This window comes from Aeromicrobium sp. Leaf245 (genome assembly GCF_942548115.1).
Classification (GTDB): Bacteria; Actinomycetota; Actinomycetes; order Propionibacteriales; family Nocardioidaceae; genus Aeromicrobium.
Map to the genome: position 1 here is coordinate 2,399,268 of NZ_OW824151.1, position 17,438 is coordinate 2,416,705.

At 71.4% G+C, this 17,438-nt stretch carries 13 protein-coding genes; 4 read left to right on the top strand and 9 right to left on the bottom strand.

Annotation, left to right across the window (positions count from 1 at the left end; translation table 11 throughout):
• Window positions 1-7: 7 nt before the first annotated feature.
• The 3 genes from recD to recC are packed head-to-tail and all read right to left on the bottom strand — an operon-like array spanning window position 8 to window position 8,543.
• Window positions 8-1,813, bottom strand: coding sequence for an exodeoxyribonuclease V subunit alpha (gene recD, locus NBW76_RS11785; RefSeq protein ID WP_200932662.1), 1,806 nt, complete (start codon window positions 1,811-1,813; stop codon window positions 8-10).
• Window positions 1,810-5,169, bottom strand: a complete 3,360-nt coding sequence (locus tag NBW76_RS11790) for a UvrD-helicase domain-containing protein (protein WP_056554386.1) — start codon at window positions 5,167-5,169, stop codon at window positions 1,810-1,812. Before NBW76_RS11790 ends, recD begins: the two co-directional genes overlap by 4 nt.
• A complete protein-coding gene (gene recC, locus NBW76_RS11795) occupies window positions 5,169-8,543 on the bottom strand; it encodes an exodeoxyribonuclease V subunit gamma (RefSeq protein WP_082481903.1) in 3,375 nt (1,124 codons plus the stop codon). The genes NBW76_RS11790 and recC overlap by 1 nt, the downstream gene beginning before the upstream one ends.
• A 279-nt stretch (window positions 8,544-8,822) precedes the next feature.
• Here recC and NBW76_RS11800 point away from each other — a divergent pair, with 279 nt between their 5' ends.
• From NBW76_RS11800 to NBW76_RS11815, 4 genes are all read left to right on the top strand, one after another.
• Window positions 8,823-9,362 (top strand): DUF6318 family protein, encoded by a 540-nt coding sequence (locus NBW76_RS11800; RefSeq protein WP_156364775.1) that lies wholly within the window; start codon window positions 8,823-8,825, stop codon window positions 9,360-9,362.
• A 358-nt stretch (window positions 9,363-9,720) separates the two neighbouring features.
• Window positions 9,721-10,116 (top strand): hypothetical protein, encoded by a 396-nt coding sequence (locus NBW76_RS11805; RefSeq protein WP_056554376.1) that lies wholly within the window; start codon window positions 9,721-9,723, stop codon window positions 10,114-10,116.
• A gap of 37 nt (window positions 10,117-10,153) precedes the next feature.
• Entirely contained in the window at window positions 10,154-10,525 is a 372-nt protein-coding gene (locus tag NBW76_RS11810) for a DUF2256 and DUF3253 domain-containing protein (RefSeq protein ID WP_056554373.1), read from the top strand.
• A gap of 58 nt (window positions 10,526-10,583) precedes the next feature.
• Window positions 10,584-11,123, top strand: coding sequence for a hypothetical protein (locus NBW76_RS11815; RefSeq protein ID WP_250246799.1), 540 nt, complete (start codon window positions 10,584-10,586; stop codon window positions 11,121-11,123).
• Between the two features lies 1 nt (window position 11,124).
• Here the strand turns inward: NBW76_RS11815 and NBW76_RS11820 are convergent, their stop codons facing one another.
• The 6 genes from NBW76_RS11820 to NBW76_RS11845 form a co-directional block, all read right to left on the bottom strand.
• A complete protein-coding gene (locus NBW76_RS11820; protein ID WP_056554366.1) occupies window positions 11,125-11,772 on the bottom strand; it encodes a dihydrofolate reductase family protein in 648 nt (215 codons plus the stop codon).
• Between the two features lie 7 nt (window positions 11,773-11,779).
• A complete protein-coding gene (locus NBW76_RS11825) occupies window positions 11,780-13,582 on the bottom strand; it encodes a hypothetical protein (protein ID WP_056554363.1) in 1,803 nt (600 codons plus the stop codon).
• Between the two features lie 73 nt (window positions 13,583-13,655).
• The gene (locus NBW76_RS11830) at window positions 13,656-14,291 is read right to left on the bottom strand and encodes a DUF4352 domain-containing protein (RefSeq protein WP_056554360.1); all 636 of its coding nucleotides are present in this window, start codon (window positions 14,289-14,291) and stop codon (window positions 13,656-13,658) included.
• A gap of 223 nt (window positions 14,292-14,514) precedes the next feature.
• The gene (locus NBW76_RS11835; RefSeq protein WP_156364771.1) at window positions 14,515-15,249 is read right to left on the bottom strand and encodes a hypothetical protein; all 735 of its coding nucleotides are present in this window, start codon (window positions 15,247-15,249) and stop codon (window positions 14,515-14,517) included.
• 20 nt (window positions 15,250-15,269) lie between these two features.
• Complete coding sequence (locus tag NBW76_RS11840) at window positions 15,270-16,913, bottom strand: NERD domain-containing protein (RefSeq protein ID WP_056554355.1); 1,644 nt, start codon at window positions 16,911-16,913, stop codon at window positions 15,270-15,272.
• 31 nt (window positions 16,914-16,944) lie between these two features.
• Entirely contained in the window at window positions 16,945-17,400 is a 456-nt protein-coding gene (locus tag NBW76_RS11845) for a hypothetical protein (protein WP_156364770.1), read from the bottom strand.
• Window positions 17,401-17,438 lie beyond the last annotated feature (38 nt).

Consider the following 17,438-nt stretch of genomic DNA (forward strand, 5'->3'; position numbering starts at 1 on the left):
GGACGAACTACCCAGAATTCCTGAGCGCAGCCAGCCGGCGGGCGACGCCGCTGGCGCGCGCGGTGCGGCGCTCGACGGCCGCGCGCACGACCTCGGGCGTGGCCACGACGGTGAGGCTGGTGCGGGCGCGGGTGACCGCGGTGTAGAGCAGCTCGCGGGTGAGCACGAGGGAGTCCTCGTCGGGGAGCACGAGGGTGACGTGCTCGAACTCGCTGCCCTGGCTGCGGTGGACGGTGCTCGCGTAGGCGCTCTGCACCGACGACAGCCGCGACGACGACACCTCGACCTGCGTGTCGAGGTGGACGACGAGCCGGTGGCCGTCGTCGACGACCACCCCGACGTCGCCGTTGTTGACCCGCAGCGAGGGGTCGTTGCGCGTGACGAGAACGGGACGGCCGCCGAACCACGGTCGCGACGGGTCGGGGAAGGTGCGGACCTCGCGCTCGAGCCGTTCGTTCCAGTGGCTCACCCCGAACGGGCCGTCGCGGTGGGCGCACAGCAGCCGATGCTCGGCCAGGGCCGCGAGGGCACCGTCGACGTCGCCCTCGAGCGCGGCCCGGGCGACGACGCGGGCCTGGTCGGCCGGTCGTTCGGCCACCACGGCGTCGATCTCGTCGGGGGCGCGCAGGGTCAGCCCCTCGACTCCCCCGGTGAGCACGTGGAGGGCGGCGTCGGCGTCGCCCTCGACCACGGCCGCAGCCAGGTCGCCGATGCCCCCGTCGAAGCGGTGCCCCTGCGTCAGGTGGGTGACGGCCGAGTGGCCAGGACCCCCGAGTCCGTCGACGACGTCGCGCAGCACCGCGCCGGCCTCGACGGAGGCGAGCTGCTCGGAGTCGCCGACGAGCACCAGGCGGCAGGTCGGGGGCACGGCCTGGACCAGCCGCTCCATCATGAGCAGCGAGACCATGGAGGTCTCGTCGACGACGACCACGTCGTAGGGCAGCTTCTGGCCCGCGTGGTGGCGGAAGGCGGTGCGGTGGTCGGGTCGAGCGCCGAGGAGCCGGTGCAGCGTGACGGCGCGCAACGACTCCAGCCAGGTGCGTTCGTCGGCCGTGAACACGGTGCCGGAGGCGGCGCCGACGATGGCCTCGCGCATGCGGGCCGCCGCCTTGCCGGTGGGCGCGGCGAGGCCGACGTTCAACGGTCGGGCGTGACCGGCCGACGCGTGCTGGGCCGCGAGCGCGGCCAGCAGGCGGGCGATCGTGGTGGTCTTGCCGGTGCCCGGCCCACCGGTGAGGATGCTCGTCCAGGAGCGCGCGGCACGCTCGGCCGCCGCGCGCTGCTCGTCGAAGCCGGGCTCACCGAACAACCGGTCGAGGTCGCTGCCGAGCGCCTCGTCGTCCGTCGCGGGAGCCGGCAGAGCCAGGCGGGTGGCGAGCTGGTCGCAGAGGGAGACCTCGAGGGCGTGGTAGCGGGCGAGGTGCAGCAGCGGCTCCTCCGCGACGAGCACCCGGTCGCGGCCGGTCGCCAGCGGACTGGCCACGATGCGCGCCCACCAGGCGGGGACGTCGTCGGCGAAGGACGGCCACGGCAGGTCGGGCGCCTCGACCCGTAGGTCGGCCACCACGGGCGCGAGCTCGATGCACGACGACCCCAGACGCACGCCGCGCACGGCCAGGGCGACGGCCAGCAGCACCGCATCGTCGTCCTCGCTGCCGAGACGGCCGACGGTGCGGGCCACGTGCACGTCGGCCGCCGCGAGCAGCCCGGCGCGGTTGAGCACCGCCAGGACGCCGTCGTCGGACGCCTGGACGACCTGGCGGTCGAACGGGTCGAGCGCGTCGCCGCCCACGACGATCGGCTGTTCGCTCATCGTGCGAGCCTCCCGTCGAGCAGGTCGCTGAGCCCGAGCACGAGCGACGTGGGCGGGCGCCACGCGAACACGCCGTAGGGCGCCCCGTCGGTGCCACGCGGGACGTCGGGACCGGTCATGCCGCGCACGAAGAGGTACAGGACGCCCGCCACGTGCTCGTCGGGGTCGTACCCGCGCAGCCGCCACCGCAGGAACCGGTGCTGCGCGACGGCGTAGAGCAGGGCCTGCAGCGGGTAGGTGGTGTGCAGCATCGCGCCGGCGAGACGGTCGGGGGCGTAGGCCTCGAGTCCTCCCCCGGCCTCGGTGAGGTCGGGGCCCTCGAGCCGGTTGGTCTTGTGGTCGACCACGAGCGAGCGGTCGCCGTCGAGTCGCAGCAGCAGGTCGATGGACCCGGTGAGGTAGCCGCGCAGGGTGCGGCCGCGCAAGGACGCGTCGCGCAGCTCGGCCGCGAAGGGCCGCAGCGGGTCGGCCGCCGCGAGATGCTGCTCCATCAGGTCGGCGACGTCGGCGAGGGTGCCGGGTCGATCCACCCGACCGCGACGGTCACCGCCGGCGAGCGGCAGCTCGAAGTCCATCTCGCGGAACGGGCGTCGGGCGAGCGCCTCGGCGAGGGTCAGGTCGTCCGCGAGCGCGCCGAGCGGGGTGCGCAGCGCGCCGACGAGGGCGGGCACGAGTGCCTCGACGTCGACCGCGATCGGTCGGCGGGCCAGCTGCTCCTCGACTCGGAGCCTCACCTCGCGCTCCATGGCATCGGTGCTGGTGGCCATGACGTCGGCGTCGACGTCCTCGAGCACCCCGTGCACGAGGGTGCCGAGCGCAGCGCCTCCCACGAGGTCGGCCCAGGGCGACGGGCCGAGCGTGGACGCGACCCCGACGTCGGCGACCACGTCGACCTCGTCGTCGGGGCCGACGGTCTCGGGCTCGCTGGCCACCGACCGTCCGTCGTCGCGGCGCACGAGCGACGTGTAGGAGGTGCGCGTCCAGGTGGTGTCGACCTCGCGCCCGAGCCGGCGGAGCACGAGCTCGGTGCCGTCGGCGGGTGCGGGGTCGAGCGGCAGCGTCTGGGTGACCATCTGCTCCACGACCGGACCTGCGCGGTCCTGCCAGGCGCGCAGCCGCGCGACGGCGTCGTGGTCGGACGGGACCGGTTGCGTGTCGGGCACGACCGGGTCGTCGGGGTCGGGACGGAACAGGGCCCGGTGCAGGGCGGCGTGCTTGCCGTTGAACGTGGGCGCCCAGTGCATGACCAGACGGGACTGCGCGCGGGTCATGGCGACGTAGAGCAGGCGGAGGGCCTCGCCGGCCCGCTCGGCGTCGGAGCGGGCGGCATGGGTGCGCCACGAGGGTCCGTCGCCGCCGACGTCGAGGCAGCGGCGGCCGTCGGCGTCGTGCAGGCGCACCATCGTGGGCGTCGGGACGTAGCGGTCGAACAGGAACGGCACGTAGACGACGGGGTACTGCAGCCCCTTGCTCACGAAGGTGGTGACGATCTGCACGGCGTCGGCGTCGGTGTCGAGCCGACGGGTGCGGTCGGCCGACGGCGCGCTCTCGGAGCGTCGGTCGAGCAGCCAGCGCAGCAGGCCCGAGAGGCCGAGGCCGTGCTCACGAGATGCGCCGGCGAGCACGTGGCCCACGTGCTCGAGGTCGGTGAGCTGACGTCGGCCGCCCTCGTGGCGCAGCAGCCGCTCCACGACCGCCGGGTCGCCGGTGAGCGCCTCGACCATGCCGGCGGTGCCACGCTCGCGCTGCAGGTCGGCGAGGTCGCGCAGCTGGGCGGAGACGCGGTCGGTGAGGCCGTCGCCGTCGGGGTCCGCTCCCCCGGTGGCGAGGTCGGCGGCGGTGAGCCCGAGGAACGGTCCGAGGGCCGCGGCGCGCACGTAGCCGCTGCGGTGCGGGGACTCCAGCGCCGTGAGCAGCGTGACCCACTGCAGCCCGGCGTCGCTCTGCAGCACGTCGGGGCCACCGCTGCGCACGGCGGGAACACCCAGTCGGGCGAGGGCCTCGTGCAGCAGGTCGGCCTCGAGGTGACGCTCGACGAGGATCGCGACGTCGCCCGCGGTGAGCGGGACCGAACCCGCACCGTGGTCGTAGGTGGCGCCGCTGCGCAGGAGGGCGGCGATGTCGCCGGCCACGTCGGCGGCGACCCGCGGGCGCACGTCGCCGATCTTGAGGGGCGCGTCGGACTCGTGCTGGGCGTCGCTGCGCAGCAGGGCACGGAGCCGGAACGGCGCCTCGTGCTCGGGGTCGTGCAGGCGTGAGCCGGTGAGCGCGGCGCGGGCGGGGCGCACGAGGATCTCGGGGTCGCCCAGCGCTGCTCCGCGGAGCACGGTGTCGACGGCGGCCACGAGCGGTGCGTCGCTGCGGTGGTTCTCGACGAGGGTGCGGCGGGTGTCGGCCTGGGCGGCGGCGCGCAGGTAGGTGTCGACGTCGCCGCCGCGGAAGCCGTAGATGGCCTGCTTGGGGTCGCCGACGAGCACCATCGTGGCGTGGCCGAGGAAGGCCCGCTCCAGGATCTGCCACTGCACCGGATCGGTGTCCTGGAACTCGTCGACGAGCACGAACCGCCAGCGGTCGCGCATGACGGTGCGGGCGGGTGAGGCCGCGGGCTCGAGGGCCTCGGCGAGTCGCTGCAGCAGGTCGTCGTAGGACAGGGTGCGGGCGGCGAGCCGACGTCGTGCCGACTCGTCACGGACGGCAACGGCGAACCGCCGACGCAGGTCGGGCGGCGAGCCCTGCGGTGCGTCAGTGGGCAGCAGGTGGGCGGACGGGTCCTCCACGGCGCGGCGACCGAGCTGCCCGGCCTCGGCGTGGTCGAACGGCGGCGTGGCGCCCATGCCGACGGCGCGCAGGTAGAGGTCCGCGACGACCTGGTCGACGATCTCGGTGTCGTCCTCGATGAGCGCCGACCCGGGCTCGACGTCGCCGGTGGTGCCGAGGCTGCGCAGCACGGCGTGGCAGAAGCCGTGAGTGGTGGTGATGGTGGCCTCGTCGAAGCGTGCGACGGCGCGCCGGAGCCGACGTCGGCGCTGGGCGCGCTCGGCCTCGGGCGCGTCGAGCAGGAGGGTCAGGAGCGCGTCGGACTCAGGCGCGCTGCCCGTGGTGAGCGTGGTGTCGGCCTCCACGAGGCGCTCGCGCACGCGGTCCTTCAGCTCGGCACTTGCGGCTCGGCCGAAGGTGACGACCAGGAGGTCGTCAAGCTCGGCGTGACCTTCGGCGACCAGGCGGGTGACGAGCGCGGCGATGGCCCAGGTCTTGCCGGTGCCGGCGCTGGCCTCCAGCAGCGTGGTGCCGGTGGGCAGCGGGTCGGTGATGTCGAACTCGGCGACGTCGACGACGGCAGGGTGGCGCTCGCTCATCAGGCACCGTCCAACCGGTCGAGCAGCGGCGTCCAGAGGGTGACGGCGTGCTGGTCGAGCCCGCGCGTGACGAGCGCGGAGAACGGAAGTGAGGGCCCGTAGACCAGCCGGTGGTAGGCGTCGGCGTCCTCACCGGGGATGTCGCGGCTGCCGACCCACTCCCGCTCGGCGAAGACCTCGGCGATCTGCGGCTTGCCACGACGGATGCCGGCGGCGTAGGCCTGCGACGTCTTGACCGGGAGCGGCAGCGGGCGCTTCGTGCCGAGGGTGTGGAGGTCGAGGACCTCGGCGAGGATCGCGCGTGCCTCGTCGTCGGTGGGCGGGGCGATGGTGGCGACACCGGGCGCCTTGCCGCGTCCGGCCGACACCCGGCCGACGAGGTGCATCGGCAGCCCCTGGCCGGCGGCGGCGAGCGCGAGCACGTCGACCCAGGCCTCCACCAGCTGGCGTCCCTGCACGGTCGAGGGCGTGACCCTCAGCGCGTGGACGGGGTGCACGTCGGCGACGGTGCCGACCACGCGACGTCCGTCGGCCAGCTCGATGTCGACGTCGACGCTGTGGGCGGCCTCGGTGCGCAGCGGCGCGGCGAAGGCGAAGAGGTCGCCCACGAGCCTGCGGCTCTTCTGCAGGGTGGAGGCGGCGAGCGGCCCGGGAGGGAGCAGGCCGCGACGCAGCTCGTCGGCCTCGGCCTCCTCGCCCGGGGCACCGGCCAGCACGGCCTCGAGCACCCGACGACTGACGCCCCACTGCTCGAGGTGGCCGACGTCGAGCGGGATCGCGTCGTCGACCGGGTCGTCCTCGTAGGGCAGGCGGACGTCGAGCCGTCCGGTGACGAAGGCCTTGACGGGGTGGCGCACGAGCTCGCGCAGCTGGTCGAGGGTGACCACGTCGGCGCGCTGCTCGGGCAGGCTCTCGGGCAGGAAGAGCGCTGCCGGCTCTGGCTCGCGGGTGGTGGCGCGGGCACCTGCGTAGGCGGCGGCGTCGAAGCTGAACGCCGTGCCGGGCAGCAGGGCGCCGGGCGTGAAGGACCGCACGTCGAACGACTGCAGGGGGTGGTGGACGGTCACGTGGTCGCGGACGTCGGCGCTCGGGACGGTCCGGTCGAGCTGGTCGAGGAGCTCGCCGACCGGTGTGGCGGGCGGGAGCGGGCGCCCGGTGTGCTCGCTGGCGCCGGTGTAGGTGATGACCAGGTGCTCGGTGGCCGAGAGCACGGCGTCGAGGAAGAGCTGACGGTCCTCACCGGCGGCGTCGCGCTCACCGACGAGCGGGGTGCGGGCGAGCACGTCGTCGCCCAGCGGCGTGGGGGTGCGCGGGAAGGCGTCGGCGTCGACGCCCAGCAGGCAGACGACCCGGTGCGGCACCGAGCGCATGGGCACCATCGTGCAGACGGTCAGCGACCCGGTGCGGAAGCTCGTGCGGGTGGGGCGGGGCGCGAACGCGTCGGCCAGGAAGGCGCCGACCTCGACGACGGTGAGCGTGCCGCCTGTTCCGTCCTCGCCTCCCACCTCGGCGGCACCGACGGCCGGCGCGGCGAGCTCGGCGAGGATGCGCAGCACCTGCTCCTTCTGCCAGGCGTCGCGCGGGGGCACGTCGGTGAGCATGTGCACGGTGCGGGCGAGCAGGTCGGACCAGTCGGCGATGGGCTGCGGCTCGGCGTCGGCGAGGACGGAGCCGAGCCGGGCGACGGCCTCGTCGAGGCGTCCGACCAGGTCGACGGCGGTGCTGCCGAGGTCGTCGAGCGGAAGCACGCCGCCGAGCCGGTTGCCGGGCTGCCCGTCGTGCCGCTGACCGTCGGTGGCCACACCGAGGGCCAGCCGGTCGAGCCCGGAGCGCCAGGTGTTCTGAGCGAGACCGGCGAGGTTCCAGGCGCCGCGCGCGTCGGCGTCGACGCCCCAGCGGATGGCGGTCTGGGCGGTCCAGGTGTCGACCTGCTCGAGGTCGTCGTCGCTGAGGCCGAAGCGCCGGCGCACGGGAGCGAGGCCGAGCATGTCACGCACCTCGGTGGCAGTGGTGCGGCGGGCGGCGGCGATGTCGACGACGCGCTGGAGCACCTCGGCCACGGGGTTCACGGCGCCGGTGGCACGGTCGGCGAGCCGCACCCGCAGGCGGTGGCCGGGGTGGTCGACGCCGGCCACGTCGTCGAGCCCGAAGGCGGCCTCGACGAGCGGGGCGAAGCTTTCGACGTCGGGGCACATGACGAGCACGTCGCGCGGCTCGAGGGTGGGGTCGTCGGCGAGCAGGCCGACGACCACCTCGCGCAGCACGTCGACCTGGCGGGCGGGTCCGTGGCAGGCGTGCACCTGGACGGAGCGGTCGAGCGGGTCGAGGGTGCGCGCTCCTCCGTCGGTGGGCTCGCCGGTGGGTCCGTCGTGGTCGGCGGCGAGGTCGCGCTGGAGTGCGCCGAGCAGGGTGGTGGGGCGTTCGGGCGCGGGCAGGTGCTCGATGTCCGCGTCGCCGGGCAGGGCGAGCAGGGCGTGCTGCAGCTCGCTCACGTCACGTGCGCAGGCGGTGAGGAAGGTGCTGCCGGTCTCGAGCGTCTCGACCTCGTCGCGCCGGGGCGCGTGACCGTCGTGGGTACGGCCGGCGGTGGCGGCGACGGCGTCCCAGCGGGCGCGCGAGGGGTGCGGGAGCCAGAGGTGCACGTCGCGCACCTGGGCGAGCGCGTCGACGACGTCGAGCTCGGCGTGCGGCATGCGAGTGTGGCCGAAGAACGAGAGCCGCTGCGGCAGGTCGGGGTCGAGGCTGCCGTCGCGCAGGCGGGCTGCGGTGTCGGCCAGGCGCCGGTCAGGCGAGGGGTGACCGTCGAGCCTGGCGGCGACGCGCCGCCACACCTCGGCCTGCCAGCGGCTCTCGGGGCGCAGTGGTGCACCGAGCCCGTCCACGTCGTCACCCGCGCCCCACGCCTGCACCATCCACGGGCGCTGGACCGCATAGCCGTGCAGGAACGACGCGACCCGGCGCGCCGTCGGATAGCGCCGGCTGCGGCGCAGAGCTTCGTCGGCGGGCGCCATCCCCCGCCCCACGTGGCGGGCGACGATCTCGAGCCACGGCTCGTCGAGGTGCGCGTCGAAGACGTCGAGCACGGTCCATGCGAGCCGGCCGCTGGCCCAGGGGTCGTCGCGGTCCTTCTCGGTGAGCTCGGACAACAGATGGACGGGGCGGACGAACTCCACACCGGCGCAGATCCCGTCGTCGCGCCCGTCACTGGCCCCGAGCGAGTGGCTGATGGTCTGCGCGAGCCACCGCTCCACCCCGTTGGCGGCGACCACGACGACGTCGCGCTCGAACGGGTCCGCGGGCGGCTCCGCGAGCAGCCGCGCCAACCCGCCCGCGAGCACGTCGGCTCGCTCCGCGCGATGGATCGTCAAGGCCACGCCCCGAACCTAGCCGCCCACCCGGACACCCCGCTCCCACCCGTCCCCCAAGAGGTAGGTGGCCCGCGGAATAGGCCGTCGCGGTAGGAAGCCCGCAGAACCCGAGCCCCAGAGGTAGGTGAGCCGCGCTTTACGGCCTCGTATCCGCGGCAGACCTACCGCTCATCAAGGAATTGCGCGCGTCACCTACCTCAGATGTCCCACCGGAGCTGGGGACAACGGTCTTCACGTCCCCGTGCGATTTCGCTAGGTTCGGACCGTCAGATCGGGGGATCCACGTTGTCAGTCATCACCAGAACCGCCGCCATCGCGGCCGTCCTCCTCGCCTCCGCCTGCTCAGGCCAACCCGAGGTCCTCGAACCCGACCCGACCGCATCGACCACCCCGACTTCTTCCCTGGGCCCTCCGACCATGCCGGACGAGGCGCGTGAAGACTCGGAGTCTGGGGCTGCGACCTTCGCCTACTACTGGGTCTCAGTTTCAGATTTTGCTTCGCTTACGGGCAACGTGGAGGAACTGTCACGGATCTCCGCAGAAAGCTGCGGAGCGTGCTCTGAGTACATCGAGCTCTACGAGGAGACGTACCGCAAAGGCGGAAAGTTCACGGGTGGGCAGCAAGACTTCGGCGAGGTGACGACTGAGCGGGTTTCAGATCGCGAGGTCGTCGTCCGCGCGAAAGTGACGCTCGCGAAGGGCACGTACCAGGACTCCCGCGAATCAGCTGCGAAAGACGTAGCGGGCAGCACCACAAAGGTTGCCTATCGCGTGGCACGCGTGGGCAGCACTTGGTTGATGAAGGAGTTCGCTGTCGATGAGTAGACCTGCCTCCCTCTTCATCGCCACGATGCTTGTCCTACTTCTCGCGCCAGTTTCGAATGCTTCGGCCGATGGACCTACGGTGTCTCCGAAAGACAATAAGGTTCGGGCATCGGCCGAGAGGTACAAGAGCGAGGTCAACCGTCGCCCTGCTGGCCGAGGTGGCTTCGTCAACGCGGGCAAGCCTCGACGACTTGCACCGTGCTTCTTTTCGGGCGCTCGTGCCGGAGGTTCAGACTCGCGACGCTACGAGCGCACCTACCGCTGCGGCGCCCGCGGCATCACCGCCACCGACGCCCAACCCGCCGCCGCCCCTCAACTCACCGAGGGCGACATCCGCCGCGCCGTCAGCGAGATCCCGATGCCGTCGCTGCAGATCCAGGTGCAGCCAGGCGAGCGGACCCTCGTGAACGTCCCGACGATCTTCCACACCGACCCGCGGACCCTGCGCGAGAGCGTGACGCTGCTGGGCTTCGACATCGAGGTCGAGGCCACCCCCACCCGCTACACCTGGCACCCGGGCGACGGGACCTCGAAGACCACCACCAAGCCCGGCCGCCCCTATCCGGCGAAGGACGTCACCCACACGTACCGCCGTGTGGCCGACGAGGTCCGGCCGCGCGTCGACACCACCTACTCGGTCCGGTACCGGGTCGACGGCGGTGTCTGGGCTCCCCTGGGCCAGACCCTGACCGCGACCGGCGAGTCCACGTCGCTCGAGGTCGAGGAAGCCGCACCCGTTCTCGTCGCCCGCTGAACGCGCGAGACCGCTCCGGCCGACGGAGACTAGGACGGTGCCACCCGAACCGAAGACCTGCGCCTCCTGCGGACGGACGATCGAGTGGCGCAAGAAGTGGGAGCGCGACTGGGACCAGGTGCGCTACTGCTCCACCGCCTGCCGCAAGCGCGGGGTGACCAAGACCGACCAGGCGTTGCAGGACGCGATCATCGAGCTGCTCGACCAGCGGGCGGCCACCTCGACGATCTGCCCGTCCGAGGCCGCGAAGCAGGTCGATCCCGACGGCTGGCGCCACCTCATGGAACCGGCCCGACGTGCTGTGCGTCGACTCGTCGATGAGGGCAGGGTCGAGATCACGCAGGGTGGTCACGTCGTCGATCCGTCGACCGCGAAGGGGCCAATCAGGGTGCGAAAGGCGCGCGGCTAGTCATCCTGCCGGCACCAGCCGACGACCCGTCAGGACCGATCGTCTAACGTCGGCAGACGTGGCCAAGATCCTCCCCCAGTTCGCCCGGTGGACCCCCGTAGCACTCGACGTCCTGCGAGAGACCGCATCGCGCTACGGCGCCGTGATCACCGTCTCCGACCTCGCCGACGAGGTGCTCAAGCGCACGCGGGTCGAGAGCCCGACGTCGCGCCGCACCTGGCTCGGTGACCTCATGGAGATCACCGCCCTCGCAGCAGCCCGCGCGGGCGACCCGCCGCTCACGTCGCTCGCCGTCCAGCGCGACGGCACGGTGGGCGACGTCTACGGTCGCGCCGTGCTGGCCGCGACCGGCGACGTCGTGAAGGACGTCGAGCAGCGCGCTGCTGAGGACCGCCTGCTCTGTTACCAGGCGCTGGCCACCGATCTGCCCGCCGACGGCGGCACTGCCCGCCCGGCCCGCGTCCGCACCACGCGCGCCGCGTCCGGATCGACCACCACGGTCAAGCGTGCCGTGAAGCCGGAGGACCGGCCCGCGAAGATCTGCCCCACCTGCTTCATGGCGCTGCCTGCGACAGGCATCTGCGACAACTGCGACTAGCTCAGAGCGTCTTCTTCTCGAACGTCAGGTGCGTGACGCCGCTCGGCGACGCCACGACCTCCACGTCGTAGTCGTCCTCGAGTCCCTCGAGGCCGCTCCACAGGTGCGCGCCGCGGCCGAGCACGATCGGCACCTGCACCACGTGCATGTGGTCGACGAGTCGCGCGGCGAGAAACTGCTGGACCACGTCGGCACCGCCACCGATCCTGACGTCGAGGTTGCCGGCCGCCTCCTTCGCAAGAGCGAGTGACTGGACCGCAGATGCGTCGACGAAGTGAAACGTCGTCCCACCGTCCATCTCGATCAAGGCGCGAGGCCGGTGCGTGAGCACGTAGACCGGCGTGTGGAAGGGCGGGTTGTCGCCCCACCACCCACGCCAGTCCGCGTCGTCCTGCCAGCCGGGCGGCCCGAACTTGTTGGCTCCCATGATCTCCGCGCCGAAACCGTGCTCATGCTGCTGCGCGAAGTCGTCGTCGATGCCTGTGGTCCCGGACTCGCGCCCCATCAGCGCCGCCCCGAACCGCGTGGCGATCATCCACGCGTGGAGCCGCTGACTGGCATGCCCCATCGGCGACTCGAGCGACTGCGGCTCCCCCGCGGCGAACCCGTCGAGGGAGATGGACAGGTTGTGGACGCGGACGCGGGTCATGAACCGATCATGGCCGCATCTCGTCGTGGAGCGCCACCCTCGACAGCTGCACCTGGGTGCCCCGTCGCCAGAAGTGCAGACGCCGCGCACTCGGGGTGTGCTGCTGCAGCGCCACTCGCCAGCAGTACTCCCCCGGATGCCGCTCCACCCACGGGTCGTCACCGCCGGGACCCATCCTCAGACGATGCATGTCGCGGCCGGGCATCGAGTCGGCGAGTCCGGTGAGCACGTGGACCACGACCTCAGCGACCTTCGATCGCGCCACCCCGTCGACCGACGCCAGGGAGGCGAGGAAGTCGGGCCCGAGCGTCCAGTCGTCCGGCAGCGGACGCTGCGCCTTCTCGGCAGCCGGTATCGCCTCGACCCACGCGAGGTACACGTCGTGACGGAACGCCGACTCCGCATCGATGAAGCGCTCCTCGCTGCTGGCCTCGCCCCGAGCCACGGACCTGGAACGCTGCAGTTTCTTGCGGAGGTCACGAGTCTCCGTCCTCTTGCGCTCCACCTCCCCCACCGCCCGGTCCCGCTCGTGCTCGAGCCGTTGAAGACGGGAGACGAGCTGAGCCATCTCTTGCCTCAGGGCGTCCACTTGCCGCTGGGCATGAGCACGCGCTGCCCGTTCCAGGTGCAGGTCCTTCCGAGCGGACGAGGCAGCCACCGGCTCGTCGTCGGGCGACGTCGACGGCGGACGGGTGACATCGACGGCGCCTCGCCGCCCAGGATCGAGATCGAGAGGGGACGGTCGAGCAGGTGTGGGCACGTCGGCCGCCTCTGCGATGGCCCGTGGCGGTGTGCCTGCCGGTTCGAGCGCGACGACCGGCTCGACGTCGACCTGCGGTGGCGACCAGGGTGCGTCCGGTTCCGGCCGAGCTGCAGGCGCGGAATCCTCGACCGCGAGCCACGCAGGACCGCCCGGAAGCAGCGACGGAACCTCCCGCACCGGTTCGTCGTCGTCGACGTCGACGAGCGAGAGGAGCCACCTTTCGGCGCGAACCACGTGCGCCACCACCACCTCGCCGACGGTCATCAGGTCGCGCGGGTCATCGAGCGGGTTGCCCGTGATGCCGCTGACCCCGATCTCGACGCGCATGCCCGGGTACGGCTCGACGACGGCGCGGTCGCGCCCCACGTCAGCGACACGGACCAGCACTGCGTCTCCAGGCGCGTAGTGCTCGAGCGCTTCGGTGGCCGGGCGCACCTGGTTGCGCACGTCGAGCAGACCGTCGGCCGTGACCCACTCGCCCGTGACCTCCTGACCAGGTCGCACGACCCGTTCGATCGGAACCCCAGGGACTGCAAGCTCCTCGCGAAGCGCTGCTCGGCCGAAGTCGCCCTCGACGATGCCTCGACCAGCCAGCACCCCGACGACACGTCCCGTGACGGTTCTGCGCTGCACGGCCCGCCGTTCGAGCAGACCGGCCTCGAGCGCAGCCTGCATGGCGTCGGCCTCGAGCAGAGCCTCGATCCGTGCGCCCTGGTCCGGGCCGAAGCACAGGTAGAGCCGTGACGAGCGAGGTCGCGACACCCACGTGAGATCGGTGGAGTAGACCCGCGCCGCGTCACCGTAGACCTGTGTCTCGGGCGGCAACGACGAGCTCAGCGCCCAGGTGACCTCCCCCGTGGGCACGACGTGGACCTCGGCGTAGTCACCGACGCCGGCAGCGACCTGTTCGGCATCGATCCACGGCTGGTCGCCACGTCCGACCCCGTGGGACACGACCACCACAGGATGGGTGCGACGCGCATCGAGCAGGTGGGAAGCGAGGTGCTGCGCAGCCTCACGCGTCTTGACGAACGTCACCGCACCCACGGCTGCTCCCCTCGGTCGTTCCGGCCACCCTGCCACCGAGAGGTGACAAGGGTGGCCGGAACGGTTGACTCGGTCAGAGTCCGAGGTCGACGTACGCTTCACCGCGACCGAAGAGGTCACTCACCTCGAGCTGCCCACCCTCGACTGCGGCCTCAGGGACGTCGAACACGAGGATCCCGGTCTTCGGGACGTCGGGCTGCATGTCCTCGAAGATCAAGGTCTCGCCGTCGTCACCGCTCGCCGCGATGGTGCCGTCGCTGTCCGTCGAGTACTTCTTGCCGTTGGATCCCACGAAGACCGCCGCGGAGTCGAGGAAGGTCTTCGTCTCGTCCTTCGTGTTCTCGATCGTGATCTCGACGATGACGTAGGTGCCGCCGGCCTCCTCGGAGAAGAACTCGCTACCGACGCTGCCCTGCGTCTTTGCGCTGTTGACCGTGTAGGTCGTGCCCTCGAGCTCGACCGACTCGCCGATGGCCACGGGGTCGGCCTGCGTCACCTTCGCGCTGTCGTCCGACCCGCCGGACCCGCCACCGCGGGTGGCTCCTTCCTCACCGCCGCTGCCGAGCGCCGCGGCCACGATGATCACGCCGACGACGATCGCAGCGATCCAGCGCTTCTTCTTGTACCAGGGCCGCGAGGCCTTCGCGTAGGCCTTCGCCGCCTTGGCTGCGGCCTTCGGGTTCTGCTGCTCGTGCTGAGTCTCGGACATGGTCGATCCCCCGTCTTCGGTGATGTGGAGTCGTCACCGTAGGGCGGATCCGCCTGTGCTTTCAGCGATTCCTGTGGCTCGAAAGGACTAGCCGAACGGGCTGGATCGGATGGTCAAGACGCACATACGTGGCGTGCCACTCGGTCCACCGATGACGGCTCATCGGAATCATCGAGACCTTCCGGTGGATGCGGAGTTGGATAGGGATCGACGAGCATTCGCCTCATCGACCGCCCAGACGTTTCGCGCCTTGTCTCTTCGGCTTACTGGGCTCCGGACTGTCCTTCTCGACCTGCTTCTCCAGCGCTGCACCCTTGAAGGCCGCCTCGACCAGGAAGGTTCGGAGCTCAGACTTCTGCACGCTGGCGCCCAGATTCAGTCCGGCCTTCTTGAGCGCCAGTGCGATCTCGCCGTCGAGCGAGAACTGGGACTCGCGGATGATCTCGATCCGGATGGTCCGTGCACCGTTGACCAGCACCGCGTCGCATGCTGACTCGAAGCCGGGCTCACCCGGATAGCGCAAGGGCCGGGGATCCACGGGCGAGCTTCCGGTGCCACGCTGCTCGTACGCAACCTTCCGCTGAACGGTCGAGCTGCGACGTAGCCCGAAGTTCAACTTCTTGATCGGGACGTTCAAGGACGACACTGACGTCTCGGTCCTCTCCTCGCGCGCGACGACTTCCGCTGCACCCAGGCTGTTCAGGACTCGCAGAGCTTCCTGCAACTTGTCCCGAGCCACCTGCTCGTCGTAGTCAGCGAAGGCGACCAGTACGTCCTTGCGGACGGGATGGCTCACGTAGACGACGTTCGCCAAGGCAGTGCCGTCCTGAATCTCGTACTGCGCCGATCGATCGATGGGAAGCAGCTCCAGACCGAGGTTGCGAGCCTTGCGGGGCAAGGTGTCTCCGAAGACGACCATCCGTTGGTCCTTCAAAGCGGCACGCAGATCTTCATTCATGGCTCGTCCCTCGTTCGGCATCACGGGTTTCCCTTGATCTTCTTCAGCACCGCCGGTCCCCCGACCGCCTCGATGTGCTCCGGGTCCCCGCACACGACGAGCAGGTCGCGGGCGCGGGACAGGCCGACGTAGAGCCGCTCCATGGCGCGCTCACGGTCGGGCTGCTCGTTGAGCGCGAGCACGACGGCGGGGCGCTCGAGTCCCTTGAAGCCCATGACGTGCCCGTAGAACACCTGGTCCTTGTCCCAGAAGGAGTCCCAGTAGGCCTGCCAGCCGTCCCCCTGCCGTGCCTTCTGCTCGGGGTGGCGCGGGCCGGTGGCGACGAGCGCGAGATCCGAGGGCTGCCAGCCCTCCTCGAGCAGCTGCTCGACGACGTCGTCGGCGTGCTCGATGGCCTGCTCCCAGTCACACGGGACGAACCGCACCTCGGGACCGTCGTGCTGCGAGATGCGCATCTTGTTGGGCGCCATGGACGAGAACGTCGACGAGATCTGCTTGGTGTTGCGCAGGTTCTGGTCGAGCACGAGAGTCACGAGGTCGGCGGGCGGACCGCCGAAGCGGGAGAACACCCGCTGGCCCTCGTCGGAGAAGACGTAGAGCCCGTCGTCCTCGTACTTCAGCGCCTCCATGACCACCGGCCACCAGAGGTCGGCGAAATCCTGCGCCTCATCGATCACGATCGCGTCGTAGAGGTCCCCCGTCGCCTGCTTGCCGGCCAGGTCGAGCATGATCTCCGGCAGCTCGACCTCCCAGAAGTTCGAGTCGTCGTCGCTTCCCTCGGGCGCGCCCCACTCCTGACCGATGCCGTGGAAGGTGCCGACGTAGGCGGGCTGCTCGCGGTGGTCGAAGGTGGCCACGCGCCGCTGCATCCACTGGGACAGTCCCCGGGAGTAGCAGATGAGGGCGACGCGCTTGCCCTGCCGCGCAAGACGACGCGCCTGCTCCACCGCCAGCCACGTCTTGCCGCTGCCGGCTCCCCCGCGCACCTCCACGCGCGTGATGAGGCTCGTGACGTCGAGGATCCGACCCTGCTCGGCGCTGAGCCGCTCCACGACGTCGTCGCGCTCGGCGATCCGCGCCTCGATGGAGAGCTGACCCTCGCGCTGCGGGAGGAAGCGCCCACTGAGCGCCGCGTGGATGGCGAGGGCGTCCTCCGCGTTCGTCGCGCGCCTGGTGGAGGCCTGCACGTCGAGGAGCGTTCGCAACCGGTTGCCGATGTCGGCGAGGTCGTTGGCGTCGATGACCATCGAGCGTTCGCACTCGGGGTGGCTGAAGCGGGCGTCGACCTCGCTCGACGGGAGCACGATGGCGTGGGCCCAGCGGACGCGGGAGCGCCCGGCCCACGCCGACGACGACTCCACCCAGTCCTGCAGGACGTATTTGTTGCTCATCGCCTGCTCGACCGGGCGGATCTTCTTCGGCGCGGGGTTCCAGTCCTGCCACCACGTCTCACCGTCGTGCCAGACACGGTTGCCCTTCACCTCCAGCACAACCACGCCGTGCCCGTCGAGGACGACGGCGAAGTCGAGCTCGTGGTCGTTGCCGCGGACCGTGAAGCGCTGGTTGGCGATGATGAGGTCGCGCTCCCCCAGCTGCGCGACGAGGGCGGCCCACACCCGCCGTTCCGAAGCGTTGACGAACGACGGCTCGGACGGCCAGGTCATGGGGGAAGTCGACGGCATGGGTCGGATCCTTTCAGCGTCCTGGGTCATCGTCCAGATCCTCCGGCACGTCGATCCACCGGAACCGACGCAGGTCCTTGGCGTCGAGCACGACGTCGCTCATCACTCGAGCACCCCACAGGTCGCGGAGCACCTGCACGACGCCGTCGACACCGACCTCCGCCCACACCAGGGCGACGTCGAGGTGCCAGTTGGGCGACGCGGTCGGCTCGTCCGGGTCGGGGCACTTCCACCCCATGGCGAGGAGGCGTACCTCCTCCGCGGGACTCCAATGGTGCTCCTCTGGCAGGAAGGCGTTCGAGACGACCTCGCACCGCAGCATCGAGGAGCTCCACCGGCAGAACTGGGCGTACTTCGGCGTGTGCGGGTGGCCGAAGTCGTCGAGCTCACCCTCGTCACGGTGGAGCACGAAGGTCCCGTCGTCGGGCAGACGACGCACCGTGGCTGCGACGGATGCGGCGAAAGACATCCACGGGATGGTCCGGGGTCGGAGGTCGTTCACGCGGT

Bases quoted from the DNA above. Each gene is read 5' to 3' on its own strand.
- NBW76_RS11845 (WP_156364770.1), bottom strand. From the start codon at position 17,400: ATGTCTTTCGCCGCATCCGTCGCAGCCACGGTGCGTCGTCTGCCCGAC.
- NBW76_RS11840 (WP_056554355.1), bottom strand. From the start codon at position 16,913: ATGACCTGGCCGTCCGAGCCGTCGTTCGTCAACGCTTCGGAACGGCGG.
- NBW76_RS11830 (WP_056554360.1), bottom strand. From the start codon at position 14,291: ATGTCCGAGACTCAGCACGAGCAGCAGAACCCGAAGGCCGCAGCCAAG.
- NBW76_RS11820 (WP_056554366.1), bottom strand. From the start codon at position 11,772: ATGACCCGCGTCCGCGTCCACAACCTGTCCATCTCCCTCGACGGGTTC.
- recD (WP_200932662.1), bottom strand. From the start codon at position 1,813: ATGAGCGAACAGCCGATCGTCGTGGGCGGCGACGCGCTCGACCCGTTC.
- NBW76_RS11790 (WP_056554386.1), bottom strand. From the start codon at position 5,169: ATGAGCGAGCGCCACCCTGCCGTCGTCGACGTCGCCGAGTTCGACATC.
- NBW76_RS11805 (WP_056554376.1), top strand. From the start codon at position 9,721: ATGCCGTCGCTGCAGATCCAGGTGCAGCCAGGCGAGCGGACCCTCGTG.
- NBW76_RS11835 (WP_156364771.1), bottom strand. From the start codon at position 15,249: ATGAATGAAGATCTGCGTGCCGCTTTGAAGGACCAACGGATGGTCGTC.